Origin of the sequence: Dehalococcoides sp. THU4, from assembly GCF_043231265.1 — a bacterium.
Taxonomy (GTDB): Bacteria; Chloroflexota; Dehalococcoidia; order Dehalococcoidales; family Dehalococcoidaceae; genus Dehalococcoides; species Dehalococcoides mccartyi.
In genome coordinates this window covers 883397-904226 of record NZ_CP171266.1, presented here as the reverse complement: position 1 = coordinate 904226, position 20830 = coordinate 883397, and the positions used below count along the sequence as shown (strand labels likewise).

Here is a 20830-nt window from a genome sequence, read left to right as displayed (position 1 = left end):
ATGAAAGCAATTGAGTGGCGGGATAACCGCCTGATAATACTTGACCAAACCCTGTTGCCGCTGGAAGAAAAATACCTGGAACTAAATGACTACCACGCCGTTGCCGAGGCCATCAAGACCCTTAGGGTAAGGGGCGCACCCTCCATAGGCGTAGCCGCCGCTTACGGCATAGCTCTGGGGGCACTGGGCATAGAAACCCAATATTGCAGTGAGTTTCTGCCCCTTTACCAGCAGGTATCAGCAGAGATTGCCTCCACCCGCCCTACCGCTAAAAACCTGTTTATGGCGGCAGAACGCATGGACCATGTGGTGGCTTCGGGGACAGATGTTTCACAGGTAAAAATATCTCTGATAGAAGAAGCGGTAAAAATCCACCATGAAGAAGAAGAGGCCAGCCGCAAAATATCCGCCTTCGGGGCGGAGCTGATACAACCCGGCTGGACAGTGCTCACCCACTGCAACGCAGGCCCGCTGGCAACGGCCGGTTACGGCACGGCTCTGGGGGTGATTATAACCGCCCATCAGCAGGGCAAAAATATTTCTGCCTTTGCCACCGAAACCCGCCCCCTTCTTCAAGGGGCACGCCTGACCGCACTGGAATTGAAAGAAGCCGGCATACCCTTTAAACTGATTACCGACAGTATGGCCGGACACTTTATGCAAAAAGGAGTAATCAACGCGGTGGTAGTGGGGGCAGACCGTATTGCCAAAAACGGAGACACCGCCAACAAGATAGGCACTTACTCTCTGGCAGTGCTGGCGCTGGCTCACGGTATACCCTTTTACGTAGCCGCACCCAGCTCCACCTTTGATAAATCCATTGAATCAGGCCGGGATATAGTTATAGAAGAGCGCAAACCTGAGGAAATAACCCAAATAAGGGGGCAGCGCATAGCCCCGGAAAACATAGCGGTGGCCAACCCCGCTTTTGACGTAACTCCGGCTAACCTCATAACCGCTTTTATAACTGAAAACGGGATAATACGGCGAGAGGCTAAAAATTAGTCGCATCTGCCATGCTACCCTAGGCAGACTAACTGCCCAACGGCACATAAAACCTGAGGAGGTCTTTAAATGGTAAACTACGCTAAAATAGGCGTTATCGGGGGGACAGGCCTGTATGATATTGAGGGGCTGACCGATATCCGCGAACATAGTCCGGACACCCCATTCGGCAAACCCTCAGACACTATCGTTACCGGCAACTTGGGCGGAGTGGGGGTGGCTTTTCTGCCCAGACACGGGCGGGGACACCGCATACTCCCTTCGGAAATCCCCTCCCGCGCCAATATATATGCCCTGAAAAGTTTGGGAGTGGAGCATATTATCGCCATAAATTCAGTAGGCAGTTTTAAAAAAGAGGTCAAACCGGGGCATCTTTTAATACCTGACCAGCTGATAGACCGCACCAGCCAGCGCACCAATACATTTTTCGGCAAAGGAATTGTAGCCCATATAGCATTCTCCCAGCCCTTCTGCCCGGATTTACGCAAACTCCTGTATGAATGCGCCAAAGAGGCGGGTGCCAATGTGCATAACGGCGGCACTTATGTAGTTATGGAAGGGCCTGCCTTTTCCACCCAGGCCGAAAGCCGCCTTCACAAAAGCTGGGGGGCAGATGTTATCGGCATGACCGCCCTGCCCGAAGCAAAACTGGCAAGAGAAGCTGAAATCTGTTACGCTATTATCGCCTGTGCCACCGACTACGATGCCTGGCATGAGGAAGAAGAAGCCGTAACGGTAGACAAAGTGATTGCCACCCTGCGCGGCAATATAAACCTTTCAAAAAATATAATAAAACTGGCCGTGGGGCGCATTGAAGAAGCCCGGAACTGCGAATGCAGCACCGCCCTTTCCAACGCCATCATGACTTTACCTGAGGCAGTGCCGAATACCCGTAAGCGTGAATTAGCTTTGATAATTGATAAATACATGCCCGCAGCGAGTGAAAATGACTAAAACTGATTTTCATTTTCTGCCTACCATGATAGGCAGTATGCCCCATACAGACCCGAAGGCGGCGGTGGATATTATTACCCATTACCTTCAGGATATACCCGTTTGGCCGCAGCTGCCCCGCAGAAGCTGCCTTGAAGGTATGTCCGCCCAGTTCAGCCAGGGGCTGCCGGGGGTAAAAATAAACCAGGACAAGGTGTGGATTAAACCAACCCCCAGTTTTGAGAGCGAACTGGAAAGCCTGTATCAGGCCTATCTGGATAATAATTTTAACAAGTTTCCCATAGGGGCGGAGTACGCCGCCGGGCTTTATGAGCTTGCTTCCCGCAATCTTTCCCCCCTGCTGGTAAAGGGGCATATAACCGGCCCACTGACCTACTGCATGTCTATCAAAGACCCTTCGGGCAAAGATATCCTGTATGATGAAGTCCTTTCAGATGCGGCTACCAAGCTCCTTAAGCTGAAGGCAACCTGGCAGGAACATTTCCTGAGCAATATCTGCCGTAATACCATTATCTTTGTGGATGAACCTGCCATGAGTGCCTACGGGTCAGCCTACCTGCCTCTCTCCCGTGAGCAGGTTACCAGTATGTTTGATGAGGTTTTTTCAGGCATATCTGGCCTGAAAGGCGTACACTGCTGCGGCAATACGGACTGGTCAATCCTGATGGATACCAGTGTGGATATTATAAATTTTGATACTTATTCCTATGCAAATTCGCTGTCTATATATACTGATGAACTCAAAGCCTTCATAAAAAGGGGCGGAGCGGTTGCCTGGGGGATTGTACCCACAGATGAAAAAGCATTAAAAGAAGAAACTGCCGCCAGTTTGAAAGACCGTTTGGAAGCGGCCATGTCCCACTTTGACAGCCACGGCCTGCCCTTTGCCGAACTTGCCCGCCACTCACTTATCACCCCGGCCTGCGGTCTGGGCTTAAAAAGCCCCGAAGCGGCAGAACGGGCTCCCCAGCTGCTGGCTGAACTTTCCGCCCTGCTTAGAAGGAAACACGGAACAGTATGAACTGTGCAACCGAACTTAATAAAGTAAACTGCAACTGTACATATGAACCCTGCGAAAGGAAAGGCAAGTGCTGCCGCTGTATCTCGTACCATCTGGCCATGGATGAACTGCCCGCCTGCGCTTTTCCGGATAATATTGAAAAAACACATGACCGTTCCTTCAAATGCTTTTCCCGAATGGTCAGCAAGGAAAGCTGATGTCTGATTTGCCCTTGTATGCCCAGGCTATGCTGAGGCCTGACTTTTACCCTGAACCTACCAGCAAAGTGGAGCTGGTGCAAACCCAGATGTCTTTTGTTTTCCTGACTGACCATTTTGCATATAAAACCAAAAAAGCGGTTAATCTGGGATATCTGGACTACTCTGAACTGTCAGAACGCAAAGCCCTGTCTGAAAAAGAGTTGGTACTAAACCGCCGTTTGTGTGACTATGCCTACCTTGAGGTTTTGCCTGTTACTAAAAATGAGGGGGGTTATTCGCTGGGTGGATGTGGGGAGGTGGTGGAATATACCCTGAAAATGCGAAGATTACCTGAAGACCGCATGTTGATAAATCTGCTGTCAACCGGCGGTGTCAGCAGCGGAATGCTGGAAAAACTGGCTGAAAAACTGGCCGTTTTCCATCAAACCGCCAGAACCGATGCCGAAGTCCAGAAATACGGCAACCTTGAGTCCATTACATACAATACCGAAGAAAATTTTGAACAGACCGGCAGTAAAGTCGGCCTTACCGTAAGCCCCGGAGAATACGCCCGTATCAGTTCTTTTACCCGCAGTTTTATCTCTGATAACCAAGCCCTTTTTAACGCACGGGTAAACGGGAGCAAAATACGGGACTGCCACGGAGATTTGCACGCCGCCCATATCTGCTTTATGGACAATATCTGCATATATGACTGTATAGAGTTCAATGACCGCTTCAGATACGGGGATGTAGCTTCCGAAGTGGCTTTTCTGGCTATGGATTTAGACCATTACGGCAGGGCTGACCTTTCCCGCCGCTTTGTAAACAGCTATATCCAAAAAAGCAAAGATACCGACCTTTATAAACTGCTCCGCTTTTACAAATGCTACCGGGCTTATATCCGGGGTAAAGTGGAAGGCTTTAAGCTGGATGACCCGTATATCTCCGAGGCTGAAAAAGCCAAATACATCCAAAAATCCAAAAATTATTACCACTTGGCAGATTTCTATGCCAAACCCAATCCCACCCTCTTTATAACAACAGGGTTTTGCGGCTGCGGCAAGAGTACTATTGCCCAAAGTCTGGCTGAGGTATCCGGTTCGGTAGTTATTTCTTCGGATATTGTCCGCAAGGGACTATCAAATATAGATTGCCATCAGCACTGTTTTGAAGACGCTGACCAGGGCATATATTCGCCTGAGATGACTAAGAAAACCTATCAGGCCATGTTTGACCAGGCCGGTGATGCCCTGAAGGAAGGCTACTCAGTTATACTTGATGCCACTTTCTTAAAAGAAGACCAACGAAAGCAGGCTGAAGAGTGCGCCAGCCAGAATAATGCCAGATTTGTGGTGCTGGAAGTCAAACTTTCACCTGAGCTAGCTAAAAAAAGGCTTGAGGAGCGTCTGGACAAACAGAGCGTCTCTGACGGGCGCTGGGAAGTGTATTTGAAGCAAATTAAGTCATTTGAGCCTCTGGCTGTTCAACCAAATCGTGTTATAATTGATAGTTCTAAACCAACGGATAAACAACTTTCAGACATACTGGAGTTTTTTAAATCCAATCAAGGAGAATGAATTCGTAATGCCAAATTTTGATGTCAAGGATATGTCTCTGGCCGCACTGGGCAAAAAACGCATAGACTGGGCTGGCCGTGAGATGAAGACCCTGTCCCTTATCAAAGAACGTTTTGAGCAAGAAAAACCCTTTAAGGGCATACGCATAGCGGCCTGTTTGCATATCACTACCGAAACCGCTAACCTGGGGCTGGTGCTAAAGGCAGGCGGTGCTGACCTGACCCTGTGTGCCTCCAACCCCCTTTCCACCCAGGATGAAACTGCCGCCGCTCTGGTAGAACACGGTATAAATACCTTTGCCATACACGGTGAAGACAACGAAAGTTACTACCGCCATATAGCAGCCGCACTTGATGCCAAACCCCAGCTGACCGTAGATGACGGAGCTGATTTGGTAGCTACCCTGCACAGCCAGAGAACCGAACTTTTGTCCGGCATACTTGGCGGTACAGAGGAAACCACCACCGGTGTTATCCGCCTTAGGGCTTTGGCTGAAAGCGGCAAACTCTGCTACCCTATCATTGCGGTAAATGACGCCAAAACCAAATATATGTTTGATAACCGCTACGGCACTGGCCAGAGCACACTGGACGGTATTACCCGGGCTACCAACTTCCTCTGGGCATCCAAGACCGTGGTAGTGGTGGGTTACGGCTGGTGCGGACATGGGGTTGCCATGCGTGCCAAAGGCTTGGGCGCGCATATAATCGTCACCGAAGTTGACCCGGTAAAGGCACTGGAAGCAGTGATGGACGGCTTCAGCGTAATGCCCATGGCCGAAGCTGCCAAAGTGGGTGACATCTTCATAACCGTTACCGGAGACAAGCACGTTATAGATGCTGACCATTTCAAGCTTATGAAAGACGGGGCAACCCTGGCCAACAGCGGCCACTTCAACAGCGAAATAAATATCCCCGCTCTGGAAACCCTTGCCTGCGGCAAGGAGACTATCCGCCCCTCAGTTGAGGAATACAAAATGAAAGACGGGCGAAGGATTTACCTGCTGGGTGAGGGACGGCTGATAAATCTGGCGGCTGCCGAAGGACACCCGGCCGCCGTAATGGATATGAGCTTTGCCAACCAGGCTCTGTCACTGGAATATCTGGTAAAAAACCACACCAAGCTGGAAAAGAAGGTTTACGCTGTGCCTGAAGAAATTGACCGGGCAGTGGCGGCCACCAAGCTTTCCTCCTTGAACATAAGTATAGATACCCTTACCGAAGAGCAAATAAAATACCTGTCCAGCTGGCAGGAAGGAACTTAAGGAGAAACGATGTCTCAGACTTTTGGGAATTCTTCAAAATATCTTTTTACCTCGGAATCAGTTACCGAAGGACACCCTGATAAGATTTGCGACCAGATTTCTGACGCAGTTCTGGACGCTATCATAGCCAAAGACCCCAATGCCCATGTTGCCTGTGAAACCGCCGTAACCAATGGTCTGGTAGTAGTCATGGGTGAAATAACCACCAGCTGCTACGTGGAAATACCCGAACTGGTCAGGGGGGTTATAAAAGATATAGGCTACACCAAGCCCGAATACGGCTTTGATGACCGCACCTGCGGCGTACTCACTTCTATTAACCGCCAGTCTCCTGATATAGCTCTGGGGGTTAACAAATCTCAGGAGGCCAAGAGCGGGCAGGTAGATGAACTTGACCTGACCGGCGCCGGTGACCAGGGAATGATGTTTGGTTATGCCTGCACCGAAACCCCGGAATATATGCCCCTGCCCATTTCTTTAGCCCACCGCCTGAGCAAGCGTTTGTCTGAAGTACGCAAAAACGGCACGCTGGCCTATCTGCGTCCTGACGGCAAAAGCCAGGTAACAGTGGAATACCACAACGGAGAGGCCAAAAGGATAAGCAGCGTGGTTATCGGCGCTCAGCATGACCCGGATGTAACTACCGAAAAAATTCAGGCAGATATTATCCGTGAGGTTATCAAACCTATTATCCCCACCAACCTGCTGGACGAAAATACCGAATATTATGTAAACGCTACCGGCCGCTTTGTAGTAGGCGGTCCGGTTTCTGACACCGGTTTTACCGGACGCAAAATTCTGGTAGACACCTATGGCGGTTTTGCCCGCCACGGCGGCGGCGCTTTCTCCGGCAAAGACCCCACTAAAGTAGACCGCTCTGCCTGCTACATGGCCAGATATATTGCCAAAAATCTGGTAGCGGCCGGGCTGGCAGACAGACTGGAAATTCAGGTAGCTTATGTTATCGGGGTTGCCCACCCGTTGTCAGTTTCCATTGAGACTTTCAACACCGCCCGCATGAGCCATGAAGATATTCTGTCTATTATCCAGAAACATTTTGATTTGCGGCCGGAAGCTATTATCCGTAATTTGGGGCTTCGCCGCCCTATTTACCGCCAGACTGCTGCTTATGGCCATCTGGGACGCCCGGAACTGGACCTGCCGTGGGAACGGCTGGATAAGGTAGATGCCATAAAGGCTACGATGGAATCCCTAAGCGTATCCAAGTAAAAAATATTTACTACCGACAGGAAGGTGTGCTTATGATAAGGACTGTGTTGCTGGCCTTCTTTGGGGCGATTATAGTTGAACTGGCCGTAATTGTGCTGGCTACCGTAATGGGGCTGGCCGGACTTACGTTCGTCATCATGGTACTATTCCTGCCGGTAGTACTTATTCTGGGCTCTGTTATCTTTATATTGAGCAAAATATTCAAAGGAGACAGCCAAAATAACAAGCCAAATTAAGTTCGGCACTGATGGTTGGCGGGGCATTATTGCCAAAGATTTTACCTTTGATAATGTCTCTGTCTGTGCCCAAGCTACTGCCGCATACCTGAAAAATACCAGCCCCCGCAACCTTTCACTGGTAATAGGGTATGACACCCGCTTTGCCTCAGCGGATTTTGCCCGTTCGGCTGCCGAAGTCATGGCAGCAAACGGCATAAAGGTTTATTTTTGTTCATGCCCCACCCCTACGCCGGTAATCAGCCATGGGGTGGTAAACCTGAAAGCGGCCGGGGCTGTAATAATTACCGCCAGCCACAACCCCGCCAGATGGAACGGTTTCAAGGTTAAATCCGCCGATGGAGCCAGTGCCCCCACCCAGATGATAACCGGTATTGAAGCAGAGATAGCCAAACTGGGTGATAAGCCGTCTGTGCTTAATCTGGATTTTGATACGGCAGTTTCCCGCGGTCTTATTGAACATGTAGACCTTGCTCCGGCTTACTTTGAAAAAATAGGCGGGCTGGTAGATATTGAAAAACTGAGGGATGCCGGCTTCAACATAGCTATAGACTCTATGCATGGTGCCGGTATAGGCTACTTCAAGCAACTGCTTGACGGCGGCTGCAACCGCTTAAATGAGATAAATGCCGAACCCAACCCCAATTTCCCCGGTATGCTTCAGCCTGAACCTATCACCCCTAATCTGGCTAAGCTGATGAGGCTGGTCAAGGATATCCGTTCAGATATAGGGCTGGCTACCGACGGGGATTCTGACCGTCTGGGTGTGGTAGATGAAATGGGCAACTTTCTTAACCAGCTGCAGGTCTTTTCCCTGCTGGCACTTTATATGCTGGAAGTAAAAGGGCTGCGCGGGCCGCTGGTAAAAACGATTACCAACTCCAGTATGATAGATAAACTGGGTGAGCTTTATAATGTGCCGGTATTTGAAACCAAAGTCGGCTTCAAGTATGTATCCCCAGTTATGCTTGAGCAAAATGCCCTTATCGGCGGTGAGGAAAGCGGAGGTTACGCTTTCACCGGGCATGTACCTGAGCGTGATGCCATACTGGCGGGGGCGTATTTTCTGGATTTTATGATTACCACCGGCAAATCACCCGCCGAGATGCTGGAATATTTGTATTCCAAGGTTGGGCCTCACTATTACAACCGGATTGACTATACCTTTGCCGAAGCCCGCCGGGAAGAAATAATAAAACACCTGGCGGACCAAAAACCGGCTAGTCTGGGTGAAACCAAAGTAGTTTCTACAGACAAACTGGATGGCTTCCGCTATAAACTGGAAGACGGCAGCTGGCTGCTTATCCGCTTTTCGGGCACTGAACCGCTCTTACGGATATATGCCGAAAGCCCCAGCCAGGCTAAAACCGCCGCTTTGCTGGAAGACGGCCGCCAACTTTCCGGTATTTAAAATATTGTCTTGGGGATATACCTGATGGATATTAGAAACCTTGATGACTTAAATATTTATACAAAACTTGACCCTAACCATATGCTGGATGAACTTCGGCGTATGCCATCACTCTGCAAACAGGCCTGGGAGACTGCCGAAGCCCTAAACCTGCCTGAAGATTACCGGGCTGTCAAACAGGTGGTAATACTGGGTATGGGCACTTCGGGAGTGGCTGCCCAACTGGCTGAGCGGATAGTGCGGGATGAATGTAAAATACCTATCTACCTCCATCAGGATTATCTGCTGCCGGCATATGTATCGGCTGATACACTGGTTATTGCTTCCAGCAGTTCCGGCTCAACCGAAGAAGTAGTATCCTGTTTTAATCAGGCAGCCAGCCGCCAGGCCAAGCTGCTGGTCTTAACCACCGGCGGCGAACTGAAAGAAATGGCGGCCGGACATAATATACCAGGACTGGTTTATGACTATACCTACCGCCCAAGCACCGCTATTGCCTACGGGGTACTGCCTGTTTTAAGCATCCTGCATAAACTGGGCTTTATACCCAACAAAGCTGCCGAAGTAAGCGAAAGCCTGATAGTCCTTTCTCAAATTGCAGAGAGGCTGTCAGAAAAATACCAGACCAGCAACAACCCCGCAAAACAGCTGGCTGATAAACTGGAAGGCCGGGCGGTCATGGCATTCGGCTCAGGAGTAACTTTCCCGGCTGCCCGCCGTTTTAAAACCCAGCTGAATGAGAATGCCAAGTGTTTTGCTTTTGCCGAAGAAATACCTGAAATGAACCACAACTCGGTAGTCGGATACCAGCTGCCCCAAAATTCCGGCCGCTACTGGGCAGCGGTGATGTTTAAAACCACCTTTCTATCTAAACGTATCCACCAGCGCATGAAAATTACCACCGATATTCTCCACCAAGCTAAAATACCTGTTTTCAGCATTGACGGTTACGGCTTCAGCCCCTTATGCCAGGCACTCAGCTTAATCCTCCAGGGAGACTTTGTAAGCCTGTATCTGGCTTTTCTGAATGGAGTAGACCCCTACCCGATAGATGCGGTAGACTACTTTAAACAGGAGTTGGCCGAAAGCTAGTTTTCTCCGGCATTTGAAAGCGCGAGCCAAGTGCCAGACCACCCCTCTAAAGGCACAGGGCGGCTATGCAGATGTTTTGCTGCCGCCACAGCACCATTCCCCTTATATTACCGCCCGGTCAGGCGTGTGATGTGCTTAAAGGTTTTTACTAAGCCCGGTTAACTGCCCGGAAATAAGGCACTGAGCCCGAAGTACTTGGCTGAAATGGCGTGAACACCAGGCGGATTCAAATACTGCCCTGACCTCTAAAACCCAAATCAAAGCGGCGGTGTGTTATAATATCTAGACTAATTTCACGGAGTAATTCATGAAAACCAGCCTTTTTTACCTTGGTTTGGGTGTAGTGATGATAGGTATAGGTATCTTTACTTATCTGCAACCGGCCAGCATTGATAGTCTGGCATTTTCCCAGACTGTTTTGGGTATTCTGTCTATGGCTATTGGCCTGTTGACAATAATTATCGGGGCAGTGCGTTATTTCAGGGACGAACGCGGACACTAAAACTATACTTTTTTAAACAATAAAAAGGCCGGAACCTTGAAGTTCCGGCCTTTGGCTTTTGTATATAAGATAATGTCTTAACGTTTAGTGTACTGGGGAGCTTTGCGGGCACGTTTCAAACCGGGCTTCTTGCGTTCTTTAGTCCGGTCATCACGGGTAAGAAGACCGTTGCTCTTAAGAGTAGCGCGCAACTTATCGTCAGACTTTTCAAGGGCACGGGCAATGCCGTGAGCAATAGCCCCACTTTGACCGGCAACACCACCGCCCAGAACTTTTATAACAGCGTTATACTTGCCCATAGTATCAGTGACCATCATGGGATTCAAAATAACGTTGCGTTCCTGCACACGGGTAAAGCGTTCCTCAATGGGCTTGCCATCAATTACGATAACGCCGTTGCCGCTGGTAAGTTTGACAGTGGCAACTGCGGTCTTACGCCGACCAACACCGATAAAATATGTATTCTTCTCTACCATTATTATCTCCCGTTAAGACTCCTTGCTTACTTCGCCGGTCTGAGAGGCATGAGGATGTTCCTCACCTTCGTAGACCTTTAATTTAGCCAAAATCTGGGCACCCAAAGTATTGCGGGGAATCATGCCCTTTACAGCATGTTCAATTACAAATAAAGGCTTGGTTTTCAGAAGGTCACCCAGTTTTTCCTGACGGAAACCGCCGGGAAAACCGGAATGGCGATAGTAAATCTTCTGGTCCAGCTTGTTGCCGGTAACTGTAACTTTCTTTGCATTTATAATAACCACATAATCACCGCAGTCCAGATTGCGGCAGAACATGGGTTTGTGCTTGCCCATAAGGTATTTAGCGGCTTCGGCAGCCACCTCACCCAGCACACGGCCGGAAGCGTCTATCACGTGCCAATCCCGTTTTATGTCACTAGCTTTAACTGTGTACGTATTCATCTTAACTCCCAAAAGGTTCTCTATAGTTTACCCGAACGAGGCTCAGTCCACAAGCCGGCGCTGCCGGCCCCGCCAGTCCGGGGGTTTTAGCCTCAAATAATGCCTCAAACTCACTCCTGCTCATAGTCCCGCGTCCTAACTCCACCAGTGTCCCGATAGTATTCCGTACCTGGTGGGTAAGAAAGGAATTGGCCTCTATATTGAATATCAGCCTATCCTCCCTAACATCTAACCGGGTCCAGTTAACCCGGCGGACAGTTTTCTTTATCTCCGGCCCCAGACTGGAGGCAAAAGCGATAAAGTCATGCTCCCCTTCAAGCATCTTAAAAGCCTGTTCCATTAGCTTTATATCCAGCTTGTAAGGCACCTGCCAAGCCTGAAGCCTGGCAAGCGGCGAGCGAGTTTTACTATTTAATATTTGGTAAGAGTACTCCCGGCTGATAGCCCGGCGTCTCACATCAAAGCTTTCAGCTACGAAGTGGACTTCTTTTACGGCTATGTCCGGCGGCAGGTAAAAATTTAACCCGCCCTTTATCTTTTCCAACCCCAGTGAAGATTCCGAGAGGTAGCTGACTACCTGGTAAGCCGCGTGTACTCCGGCATCAGTTCTTCCGGAACCGCTCACTCTGGTCTGTTCACTTGTTAATTTCCGGATAGCTGTTTCCAGCTCTCCCTGTATAGTGGCCCCTTTATCCTGAACCTGAAAGCCTGAATACCGGGTACCCTCGTATTCAATTACCAATAACACTCTGGGTGAGATAATACCCCTCCCAAAAGTTACTTGACAAGTTCCAGCTTAACCATCTCCGCACCGTCACCCTGACGGGGACCCAGCTTGGTCATTCGGGTATAACCACCGGGACGCTCGGCATACCGTTTTGACAGGTCTTCAAAAACCTTATCCACAATACCGGGTATGTATACAAAAGCCAAAGCACGGCGGCGGGAAGCCAAAGTACCCTTTTTGCCCAGAGTAATCATCTTTTCGGCCATGCTCCGTATTTCCTTTGCCCGGGGCTCGGAGATAGTAATCTCCTCATAATTTAAAAGATCCGTTACCAGATTGCGGTAAAGTGACATCCTCTGGCCAGTGGGTCTATCAAATTTTCTACCTGATACGTTGTGTCTCATATTTCCTCACCTTATGTGCAAGTACAAGTTTTAGGCTTCGTCCATGCCCTTGTTTTTCTTCTTGCTGTTTTCAGCATCCTCAAACAACTCTTCTTCGGGGTTCAACGACAGACCGATAGTCTTAAGCCTGTCTTCAAGCTCGGTCAGAGATTTAAGACCAAAATTCCGCAGAGTCAGCAGCTCTTTGGTACCCCTGTTTATAACTTCACCCACCGTTGTTATACCGGCATGCCGCAAACAATTGACAGCCCTGACGGACAAATCCAGCTGCTCAATGGGCATATTATATTTTTCTTCGGGTATAGCATATTTAACCGGTTCGCTGGCCTCTACTTCAGCCACTACCTTGTTATGGCTGACCAGAGCCGCAAACTGTTTGACCAGAATATCCGCTGAGCGGCTGACTGCAGTAGCCGGTTCGATAGTTCCATCAGTCCAGACTTCAAGCACCAAACGCTCAAGGCTGGTTTCACGGCCTACGTGCATAGGCTCAGTGGTAAAGTTCACCTTGCGGATGGGAGTGAAAATGGCATCTACCGGAATAGTGCCTATAGGCGTATTCTCGGTGCTTTCAGGAGCCCGATAGCCCCGGCCAAGTTCCACCTCAAGTTCCACATTCAAAACTGCATCATCTGAATCAAGGGTAAGCAGGTACAGCTCCGGGTTTACTACCTCAAAATCATTTGAGGGTTCAATATCAGCTGCTGTAACTACCTTTGCGCCTGAAGCCTTCAGGTATAAAATACCCTCAAGCCCGGACAGGCTTTCCACCCTTATATTTTTAAGGTTCAGCAAAAAATCCAGTGTATCTTCCTTGGCTTTCGGCAGAGCGCTAAACTCATGCTGAATGCCGTCTATCCTGACGCGGGTAATGGCAACCCCGTCCAGATAGCTAAGAAGTATACGGCGAAGTGAATTACCCATAGTAGTCCCGAAACCTTTTTCCAAAGGTTCTACCACAAAGCGCCCGTATTTACCGTCGCTTTCGGTGCAACTAATTGTGGGTATAGCTAGATCAGACACGAAATACCTCCTTATACTAGTTACCTGGAGTAGTACTCAACTACGGTCTGAGCATCGAATCTAGCGTCTATATCACCGGCAGCGGGCAGACTAATAACCTTGCCGGAAAGGGTTTTTCGATCCAAGCTTAACCAACCAGGAATTGCCTTGGCCTCAATATTTTCAGCTAAAGTCTTGAAATATGCAGTAGCTTTGCTGGTTTCGCGGACAGTTATTTCCTGACCTTCTTTAACCAGATAGGACGGGATATCGGTTTTCTGACCGTTTACCAGTATATGTCCGTGCATAACAATCTGTCTGGCCTGAGCCCGCGAAGTGCCGAAACCCAAGCGGAATAAAACGTTATCCAGACGGCGTTCCAAAAGAATCATCATGTTGTCACCGGTAACACCGGGCTGAGCAGTAGCCAAGCCAAAGAAACGGCGGAACTGACGTTCAGTCATACCATAACTCCAGCGGATACTCTGCTTATGCCGCAACTGCTGACCACGGTCAGACAAGCGGCGGGGTCTGCCCAGCTGCGGGCCGGGTGCTTTGGGGCGTTTTTCAAACACACACTTGGTGACACATTTATCGCCCTTTAAAAATAGCTTATCGCCGCTGCGGCGGCACATTCTGCAAACTGCACCTGTTTCTCTAGACATATTCTACCTCTATACCCTCCTTCTCTTGGGAGGACGGCAACCATTATGCGGAATGGGAGTTACGTCCCTGATTGCGGTCACATTGATACCTGACGCCTGAAGAGAGCGGATAGCAGCTTCACGGCCACTGCCCGGCCCCTTTACCAATACCTCCACCTGTCTGAGGCCGCTTTCAGCAGCCTTGCGGGCGGCAGCCTGAGCAGCCATCTGGGCGGCATAGGGAGTACCTTTGCGTGAGCCCTTGAAACCGGCAGTACCGCAGCTGGCCCAGGCAATTACATTGCCCTGCAGGTCAGTCAGAGTTACGATAGTATTATTAAAAGTAGCCTGTACGAAGGCTTTACCTACAGGTATAACTTTCTTCTCTTTTTTCTTGGCACCGGCACGTTTTTTAACTGCCATTATATCCTCCTACGCTACTTAGCGTTTATTTCTTAGTTGCACCGCGTTTTTGTCCACGCCCTGCCACAGTCTTGCGCGGGCCACGACGAGTACGCGCGTTAGTTTTAGTGCGCTGGCCACGTACCGGCAAATTGTGCTTATGGCGATTACCACGGTAACAGCCAATATCAATAAGCCTCTTGATATTGAGGGCGATTTCTTTGCGAAGATCCCCTTCTACCCGATACTCTTTATCAATAATTTCCCTAAGGCGGTTGATTTCCTCATCGGTCAGTTTATTGACCCGAATCGCTTTATCCACACCCGCCTGAGCAAGTACTTTCTCACTGCGAGCAGGGCCTATGCCGAATATATACTGCAAAGAGAAATAAACCTGCTTGTTATCGGGTATATCTGTACCCGCTATGCGAACCATAATGCCTCCTTAACCCTGCCTCTGTTTATGTTTGGGGTTGGTGCAAATATTTCTAACCACCCCGTTACGTTTCACTATTTTGCACTTTTCGCACATTGTCTTTACCGAAGCTCTAACCTTCATTTACTGTTCTCCTGTATCCTTCCCAAACCTATGACTTGAATCGGTATGTAACCCGGCCGCGGGTCAAGTCATAGGGAGATAACTCCACCAGTACTCTGTCTCCGGGCAAAATCCTTATGTAATGTACCCGCATCTTGCCCGAAATATGCGCCAAGACTTCATGCCCGTTTGAAAGCTGAACACGAAAAGCGGCGCTGGGCAAAGCCTCCAGCACTGTCGCTTCAACTTCTATTGCATCTTTTTTAGGCATAAATCCCCGCTATCCTTCTATCACGGTGAGTATTTCCGGCTCACCATCGGTAATGGCAACTGTATGTTCAAAATGAGCCGACAAACTGCCATCCGCAGTATACACTGTCCAGCAGTCAGGGGCTACTCTTGTCTTTTCAGTGCCCAGATTTAACATTGGCTCTATAGCCAGTGTCATACCCTTTTTTAATTCCGGGCCTTTACCCCGGCGGCCAAAGTTCGGTATCTGGGGGTCTTCGTGCATATCCCGGCCTATACCGTGTCCGGTATAATCCCTGACTACCCCATACCCTCTGCTTTGGGCATATTCCTCAACTACCGCACCTATGTCACCCAGATGCCCGCCTGCCCTGGCTTGAGCAATCCCGGCCACCAGTGAGGCCTGAGTAGCAGATAAAAGCCGCGTGGCCGCAGGAGATATTTCACCCACCCCCACTGTCACAGCCATATCCGCCTGGAATCCTTCTAATATATTGCCTATATCCAGCGATATTATGTCGCCTTCTTTTAATACCCGGCCACCGGGTATGCCGTGAACAATCTCTTCGTTTACAGACGCACAAAGACTGGCCGGGAAGCCCTGGTAACCTTTGAACGAAGGAGTTGTCCCCCTGCGCCGCAGTTCCCTCTCGGCTATCTCGTCCAGCTCCCGGGTAGTTATCCCCGGTCTGACATTCTTCTTAACTTCTTCTAAAGCAGCTGCCAGTATATGACCGGCCCGCCGCATTATAGCAATCTCTTTTTCGGTTTTCAGTATTATGGTCATAAACCGGTTATTTACCGCACTTTATAGCTGATACAATCCGCTTGGTCACCTCTGTTATCTCAGCCATACCATCAATCTCACTCAGCTTTCCCTTTGAGCGATAGTACTCAATAAGCGGTGCCGTTTTGCTAAAGTACACCTTGAGCCTTTCCTTTACGGTTTCGGGTGTGTCATCAGGGCGCTGATACAGCTCACCCTGACAGCGGCTGCACTTCCCCTCGGCTACCTCAGCACAGCCACACTGATAAGGTGACTGACAGCTCCGGCAAACCCAGCGCCCGCTTAAGCGCCGGACCAGCTCATCTTCCGGCACATTTATATATATTACTCTGCCGATTCCCTCTCCCTGCTTTACCAGCGCCTCATCCAGCGCCTCGGCCTGACGTAGGCTCCGGGGGAATCCGTCCAGAATAATCCCGCTAACATCTTTCAAGCCAGCAAGGTGCTTAAGGACTACACTAATGGTAATCTCATCCGGCACCAGCTCGCCCCGTTCCATATAGGACTTAACCGTATCACCCAGCTCGTCACCGCACTCTATAGCCTTGCGGAATAAATCACCGGTAGCCATATGCGCCAGCCTAAGCTCTTTAGCGACTACTTCACCTTGTGTGCCTTTACCCGAACCCGGGGCGCCAAGGAAAATAACATTATACACTATTCTTGCCTACTTAATAAAGCCCTCGTAACGCCGCATTACAAGCTGCGCCTCGAGCTGTTTCATAGTATCCAGAGCTACACCGACCACAATCAGCATACCGAAGCTGGATAGCTGAATAACCTGTATGCCGGTAACCTCACGGGCAATGAAAGGCATAATAGCTACAAACCCCAGGAATAACGCACCAGCCCAGGTAATCCGGCCGATAACACCGCTTAAGTACTGGTCAGTCATCTTGCCGGGACGAATGCCGGGTACAAAACCGCCCTGCCTTTGAAGAGTGCCGGGTATATCCTGCTGTTCAAAGGTCACCATAGTATAGAAGAAGGCAAAGATTATAGTCATAAAGAAGTAAAGACCCCAGTATACCAGCCCTCCAGGCATGGAGGCGCTGGAACTGAAGATATTATAAATAGTATTCCAGAAGTTAGGGTCTTCAGTTGAGCCTGCCATAAAATAACTGGCCACCAGACCGGGCAGCATCACCAGAGCAGACGCAAAGATAAGGGGTATCATACCGGCAGAGTTAACCCGCAGGGGTATATGGCTCTCACCGCCGCGGCGGTACATCTTGCCGCTGCGGATAACAGTCTGGGCATACTGAACAGGTATCCTGCGGTGTGCCTCAGTAAAGATAACTATCAGAACTGTGGTCAAAAGAGCCATAATAGCATATACAGCCAAACCGGCAAACTGGTCAGAGGCCATCAGGCCGCGCCCAATCGTATCCGGCAGACCGGCTACGATACCGGCGAATATAATCAGCGAAATACCGTTGCCGATACCATAATTGGTAATCTGTTCACCCAGCCAGACCATAAACATGGTGCCGGCCACAATGGACAAAACTATGGCAACTGCCGCCAAAGGTTCAGTCTGAGCTACCGCCCCTTCTCTTTGCAGAAGAAGCAACTGGCTGTAACCGGCTAAAGCCGCTGTCGGCACTGCCAGCCAGTGAGTAATAGTATTGATTTTATTGCGTCCGGCATCTCCCTCTTTTGAAAGGGCGGTAAGTTTGGGGATAACGGGCGTAAGCAAAGTCATGATGATGGATGCGGTAATGTAGGGATAAACACCCAGAGCCGCCACGCTGAAGTACCGCATAGCACCGCCGGAAAACAAATCCAGCATACCCAAAGCTCCGTTCTGGTCGAACAAATCCTGCAGGGCAGCTGAATCAACGCCAGGAAGCGGCACATGAGCAATAAAACGTGCCGCAACCAATATTCCCAAAGTAATAAGTAACCGACGCCTTAAATCAGGCAAGCTGAAAGCGTCAATCATCGCCTGCAAGAGGCGTGGTCTACTCGATTTCTGCCGCATAATCTATTTCCTGTACCTTACCGCCAGCAGCTTCAATCTGAGCTTTGGCTGCCTGCGAAAATTTATGGGCGCTTACTTCCAGAGCCCGGTCAATATGCCCGGCTGCAAGTATTTTTACCGGCTTTACAAAATTCCTTATTAAGCCTGCCGCCAGCATGGTCTCAGGAGTGACCTCGGTGCCAGCTTCAAATATGTTCAGTTGTTCAATATTTACTACAGTGTATTCAATCCGGAAAGGATTAAAGAAACCGCGTTTCCGGGGAAGACGCAGATATATGGGCAACTGGCCGCCTTCAAAACCGGGGCGGGTCGCTCCGCCTGAACGGGCTTTTTGCCCTTTCATTCCGCGTCCCGAATAGTTACCCCTTCCGGCGTCACCGCGGCCTACCCGCTTGCGGTCTTTTTTAGAACCAGGGGCTGGAGAAAGTTCATTCAATCTCACTTAGGTCACCTCTTCCAGAACAACAAGATGCCTTACCTTGAGTATCATGCCGCGTATAGCAGCAGAATCATCCTGTATAACACTCTGATTTAATTTTTTAAAACCAAGCGCCTTGATAGTGGCCGCCTGATCAAATTTATAACCGATAGCACTTTTTACCCAGGTAATCTTAATCTTAGCCACCAGCAGCCTCCTCTTTCAAAGAAGAGCGCCGTTTGGTAACCGTAGTTTTGGGATCCCGCATGGCAGTCAGCCCGCCCAGAGTAGCCTTGGCAACATTAGCCTTGTTACTGCAACCCATAGACTTGGTCAGAATATCTTTAATGCCGGTGGATTCCAATACTGCCCTGACACTGCCGCCGGCAATGATACCGGTACCGGGAGCAGCCGGCTTCAGCAAAACCTGAGCGGCGCCGTATTTAAAAACTATTTCGTGGGGGACGGTAGTCCCGTTTAGAAGTATACGGGAAAGATTGCGCTTGGCATTGGCACTGGCTTTGGATATAGCCGAAGGAACTTCCTTGGCCTTGCCTACGCCGATACCTACATGATTTTTACCGTCTCCGGTTACCACCAGAGCCGCAAAACCCATGCGCTTACCGCCTTTAACCACCTTGGTCACGCGGTTAATAAATATAAGCTTGTCATTCAGTTCAAGCTCAGAAGGATCGATTCTTTCTACCTTAGCTAACACGTCTTTTCCATCCTCCTTAGAATTTCAGGCCGCCGGAGCGGGCAGCCTCAGCCAAAGCCTTAACCCGGCCATGATATTTGTAACCGCCGCGGTCAAAAACTACTTCTGAAATGCCGGCTTCAAGAGACCGTTTCGCAATCAAGTTGCCTATAACAACTGCCTGTTCGGTTTTAGTTTTACCGTCCAGCTCAGCCTTCAGCTCGGCATCCTTGGTGGAGGCCTGAACAAGGGTTGAACCACAGTTATCATTAATTACCTGAGTATAAATGTTTTCGATACTCCGGAAAACGCACAGTCTGGGGCGGGCTTCAGTGCCGCTTACCTTTTTGCGTAACCGTTCGTGCCGTACAATTCGCGCTTCTCTGGCATTTACTTTAGCCATTACTTAGCACCCTTTCCGATAGCCTTGCCGGGCTTGATGCGTACATATTCACCGGCATATCTGATACCCTTGCCCATATAATGGTCAGGCTTTCTGATAGACCTGATTTCAGCAGCCATCTGGCCCACTTCTTCTTTATTTATACCGGATACCTTGACTTTGGTGGTACCGTCTACACTCAAAGTGATGCCCGCCGGAGGGGCTACCGTAACAGTGTGCGAATAACCTACTTTAAAGATGATATTGTTGCCATCTTTGTCAGCACGCATACCCACGCCCACTATTTCAAGGTTCTTGTCAAAGCCGTCTTTGACACCCACAATCATATTATCCAAAAGGGTACGGCTAAGGCCGAAGAAAGACCTGGCGGCCTTGTCTGTACCTACCGGAGCGACAACCAGATAATCCCCGTCACGGGTAATGGTTACTTCCGGCCTGAAGGTCCTGTTAAGAGTGCCTTTAGGCCCTTTAACAGTTACATCATTCCCTTTTATATCCACCGTTACGCCGGGTGGAACCTTTATCGGCATTTTACCTATTCTAGACATATCAAAACCTCTAGTTTACCAGACTTTGCAAAGCAGCTCGCCGCCGAGCCCCTGGCGCCAGGCCTGTGAACCGGTCATCACACCCTTTGAGGTGGAGACAATGGCAATACCCAAACCGCCGTAAACACGGGGTATTTCGCCCCGCTGTACATAAACCCGAAGACCGGGTTTGCTGATTCTTTCCAGCCCGCTGACAAAGGAAGCACCACCTTCGTCATAACGGAGGACTATTTTCAGCTGACGTTTGGGCTTAGCGCCAATTACTTCATAACCGGCAATAAAGCCTTCCTGTTTCATGACCTTGGCAAGGTATTGTTTCATCCGGGAAGCCGGCATGATTACTACCTCGTGTTTGGCCATTACGCCATTCCGTATTCTTGTTAACATATCTGCAATCGGATCAGAGATCATCGTAAACCCCCGTTATTAAACCTCAATTATACCCTACCAACTGGACTTTCGGACACCGGGTATCTGCCCCTGTAATGCCAGCTCGCGGAAACAGATGCGGCATAAACCAAACCTGTTAATATAGCCCCGGGGACGACCACACCGGCTACAACGGTTATGGTGCTGCACCTTAAACTTGGATGCGCGCTGGGATTGAACAATTTTAGATGTTTTAGCCATAGT

The 20830-nt window shown here is 49.6% G+C and carries 31 protein-coding genes; 11 read left to right on the top strand and 20 right to left on the bottom strand.

All coding sequences use genetic code 11. The features are described 5' to 3' along the window. From mtnA to ACE6F3_RS04790, 11 genes are all read left to right on the top strand, one after another. Window positions 1-1005 carry an S-methyl-5-thioribose-1-phosphate isomerase gene (gene mtnA / locus ACE6F3_RS04840; protein WP_324665362.1) on the top strand — a complete coding sequence of 335 codons (1005 nt, stop codon included), beginning with the start codon at window positions 1-3 and terminating at the stop codon, window positions 1003-1005. A gap of 69 nt (window positions 1006-1074) precedes the next feature. Beyond that, window positions 1075-1959 (top strand): S-methyl-5'-thioadenosine phosphorylase, encoded by an 885-nt coding sequence (gene mtnP, locus ACE6F3_RS04835; RefSeq protein ID WP_324665364.1) that lies wholly within the window; start codon window positions 1075-1077, stop codon window positions 1957-1959. Next, a complete protein-coding gene (locus tag ACE6F3_RS04830; RefSeq protein ID WP_324665366.1) occupies window positions 1952-2980 on the top strand; it encodes a methionine synthase in 1029 nt (342 codons plus the stop codon). The genes mtnP and ACE6F3_RS04830 overlap by 8 nt, the downstream gene beginning before the upstream one ends. After that, window positions 2977-3177: a DUF6485 family protein gene (locus ACE6F3_RS04825; protein WP_324665368.1), complete on the top strand. Its 201-nt coding sequence runs from the start codon at window positions 2977-2979 to the stop codon at window positions 3175-3177. Before ACE6F3_RS04830 ends, ACE6F3_RS04825 begins: the two co-directional genes overlap by 4 nt. Beyond that, the gene (locus tag ACE6F3_RS04820; RefSeq protein WP_324665369.1) at window positions 3177-4739 is read left to right on the top strand and encodes an AAA family ATPase; all 1563 of its coding nucleotides are present in this window, start codon (window positions 3177-3179) and stop codon (window positions 4737-4739) included. Before ACE6F3_RS04825 ends, ACE6F3_RS04820 begins: the two co-directional genes overlap by 1 nt. Window positions 4740-4746: 7 nt before the next feature. Further along, window positions 4747-6003 carry an adenosylhomocysteinase gene (ahcY, locus tag ACE6F3_RS04815; protein ID WP_324665371.1) on the top strand — a complete coding sequence of 419 codons (1257 nt, stop codon included), beginning with the start codon at window positions 4747-4749 and terminating at the stop codon, window positions 6001-6003. Window positions 6004-6012: 9 nt separating this feature from the next. Then, window positions 6013-7233, top strand: coding sequence for a methionine adenosyltransferase (metK, locus tag ACE6F3_RS04810; protein WP_010936289.1), 1221 nt, complete (start codon window positions 6013-6015; stop codon window positions 7231-7233). Window positions 7234-7265: 32 nt separating this feature from the next. Next, the gene (locus ACE6F3_RS04805; RefSeq protein ID WP_278812778.1) at window positions 7266-7469 is read left to right on the top strand and encodes a hypothetical protein; all 204 of its coding nucleotides are present in this window, start codon (window positions 7266-7268) and stop codon (window positions 7467-7469) included. Further along, on the top strand, window positions 7465-8880 hold the full coding sequence (locus ACE6F3_RS04800; protein WP_324665706.1) for a phosphoglucomutase/phosphomannomutase family protein: 1416 nt from the start codon (window positions 7465-7467) through the stop codon (window positions 8878-8880). Before ACE6F3_RS04805 ends, ACE6F3_RS04800 begins: the two co-directional genes overlap by 5 nt. A 24-nt stretch (window positions 8881-8904) precedes the next feature. Next, entirely contained in the window at window positions 8905-9972 is a 1068-nt protein-coding gene (locus ACE6F3_RS04795; RefSeq protein WP_324665374.1) for a bifunctional phosphoglucose/phosphomannose isomerase, read from the top strand. Between the two features lie 307 nt (window positions 9973-10279). Beyond that, window positions 10280-10474, top strand: coding sequence for a hypothetical protein (locus ACE6F3_RS04790; protein ID WP_010936284.1), 195 nt, complete (start codon window positions 10280-10282; stop codon window positions 10472-10474). 77 nt (window positions 10475-10551) lie between these two features. Here ACE6F3_RS04790 and rpsI read toward each other — a convergent pair whose 3' ends face one another. From rpsI to ACE6F3_RS04690, 20 genes are read right to left on the bottom strand one after another with little or no spacing between them, the layout of a single operon-like run. Then, window positions 10552-10950, bottom strand: coding sequence for a 30S ribosomal protein S9 (rpsI, locus tag ACE6F3_RS04785; RefSeq protein ID WP_010936283.1), 399 nt, complete (start codon window positions 10948-10950; stop codon window positions 10552-10554). A 12-nt stretch (window positions 10951-10962) separates the two neighbouring features. Continuing rightward, on the bottom strand, window positions 10963-11394 hold the full coding sequence (gene rplM / locus ACE6F3_RS04780; RefSeq protein WP_010936282.1) for a 50S ribosomal protein L13: 432 nt from the start codon (window positions 11392-11394) through the stop codon (window positions 10963-10965). Between the two features lies 1 nt (window position 11395). Beyond that, window positions 11396-12142, bottom strand: a complete 747-nt coding sequence (gene truA / locus ACE6F3_RS04775) for a tRNA pseudouridine(38-40) synthase TruA (protein ID WP_324665379.1) — start codon at window positions 12140-12142, stop codon at window positions 11396-11398. A 29-nt stretch (window positions 12143-12171) separates the two neighbouring features. Further along, window positions 12172-12525: a 50S ribosomal protein L17 gene (rplQ, locus tag ACE6F3_RS04770; protein WP_010936280.1), complete on the bottom strand. Its 354-nt coding sequence runs from the start codon at window positions 12523-12525 to the stop codon at window positions 12172-12174. A gap of 30 nt (window positions 12526-12555) precedes the next feature. Then, window positions 12556-13548, bottom strand: coding sequence for a DNA-directed RNA polymerase subunit alpha (locus tag ACE6F3_RS04765; protein ID WP_010936279.1), 993 nt, complete (start codon window positions 13546-13548; stop codon window positions 12556-12558). 20 nt (window positions 13549-13568) lie between these two features. Beyond that, window positions 13569-14192 (bottom strand): 30S ribosomal protein S4, encoded by a 624-nt coding sequence (rpsD, locus tag ACE6F3_RS04760; protein WP_010936278.1) that lies wholly within the window; start codon window positions 14190-14192, stop codon window positions 13569-13571. Between the two features lie 9 nt (window positions 14193-14201). Continuing rightward, window positions 14202-14594: a 30S ribosomal protein S11 gene (gene rpsK, locus ACE6F3_RS04755; RefSeq protein ID WP_010936277.1), complete on the bottom strand. Its 393-nt coding sequence runs from the start codon at window positions 14592-14594 to the stop codon at window positions 14202-14204. Window positions 14595-14619: 25 nt separating this feature from the next. Continuing rightward, complete coding sequence (gene rpsM, locus ACE6F3_RS04750) at window positions 14620-15009, bottom strand: 30S ribosomal protein S13 (RefSeq protein ID WP_041341444.1); 390 nt, start codon at window positions 15007-15009, stop codon at window positions 14620-14622. Window positions 15010-15018: 9 nt separating this feature from the next. Further along, window positions 15019-15132 carry a 50S ribosomal protein L36 gene (gene rpmJ / locus ACE6F3_RS04745; protein ID WP_010936275.1) on the bottom strand — a complete coding sequence of 38 codons (114 nt, stop codon included), beginning with the start codon at window positions 15130-15132 and terminating at the stop codon, window positions 15019-15021. 28 nt (window positions 15133-15160) lie between these two features. Continuing rightward, window positions 15161-15382 carry a translation initiation factor IF-1 gene (gene infA / locus ACE6F3_RS04740; protein ID WP_010936274.1) on the bottom strand — a complete coding sequence of 74 codons (222 nt, stop codon included), beginning with the start codon at window positions 15380-15382 and terminating at the stop codon, window positions 15161-15163. A gap of 9 nt (window positions 15383-15391) precedes the next feature. Next, window positions 15392-16147 (bottom strand): type I methionyl aminopeptidase, encoded by a 756-nt coding sequence (map, locus tag ACE6F3_RS04735; RefSeq protein WP_324665386.1) that lies wholly within the window; start codon window positions 16145-16147, stop codon window positions 15392-15394. Window positions 16148-16154: 7 nt separating this feature from the next. Then, complete coding sequence (locus ACE6F3_RS04730; RefSeq protein WP_324665388.1) at window positions 16155-16805, bottom strand: adenylate kinase; 651 nt, start codon at window positions 16803-16805, stop codon at window positions 16155-16157. A 9-nt stretch (window positions 16806-16814) separates the two neighbouring features. Continuing rightward, window positions 16815-18092, bottom strand: coding sequence for a preprotein translocase subunit SecY (gene secY, locus ACE6F3_RS04725; RefSeq protein WP_324665708.1), 1278 nt, complete (start codon window positions 18090-18092; stop codon window positions 16815-16817). A 19-nt stretch (window positions 18093-18111) separates the two neighbouring features. Continuing rightward, the gene (rplO, locus tag ACE6F3_RS04720; protein WP_010936270.1) at window positions 18112-18573 is read right to left on the bottom strand and encodes a 50S ribosomal protein L15; all 462 of its coding nucleotides are present in this window, start codon (window positions 18571-18573) and stop codon (window positions 18112-18114) included. Next, on the bottom strand, window positions 18574-18756 hold the full coding sequence (gene rpmD, locus ACE6F3_RS04715) for a 50S ribosomal protein L30 (protein WP_010936269.1): 183 nt from the start codon (window positions 18754-18756) through the stop codon (window positions 18574-18576). Then, window positions 18749-19267 carry a 30S ribosomal protein S5 gene (gene rpsE, locus ACE6F3_RS04710; protein ID WP_010936268.1) on the bottom strand — a complete coding sequence of 173 codons (519 nt, stop codon included), beginning with the start codon at window positions 19265-19267 and terminating at the stop codon, window positions 18749-18751. The genes rpmD and rpsE overlap by 8 nt, the downstream gene beginning before the upstream one ends. A gap of 16 nt (window positions 19268-19283) precedes the next feature. Further along, window positions 19284-19649, bottom strand: coding sequence for a 50S ribosomal protein L18 (rplR, locus tag ACE6F3_RS04705; protein WP_010936267.1), 366 nt, complete (start codon window positions 19647-19649; stop codon window positions 19284-19286). Next, entirely contained in the window at window positions 19649-20197 is a 549-nt protein-coding gene (gene rplF / locus ACE6F3_RS04700; RefSeq protein WP_041341439.1) for a 50S ribosomal protein L6, read from the bottom strand. The genes rplR and rplF overlap by 1 nt, the downstream gene beginning before the upstream one ends. 15 nt (window positions 20198-20212) lie before the next feature. Then, window positions 20213-20608, bottom strand: coding sequence for a 30S ribosomal protein S8 (rpsH, locus tag ACE6F3_RS04695; RefSeq protein WP_010936265.1), 396 nt, complete (start codon window positions 20606-20608; stop codon window positions 20213-20215). A 33-nt stretch (window positions 20609-20641) separates the two neighbouring features. After that, window positions 20642-20827: a type Z 30S ribosomal protein S14 gene (locus ACE6F3_RS04690; RefSeq protein ID WP_010936264.1), complete on the bottom strand. Its 186-nt coding sequence runs from the start codon at window positions 20825-20827 to the stop codon at window positions 20642-20644. Window positions 20828-20830: the final 3 nt, after the last annotated feature.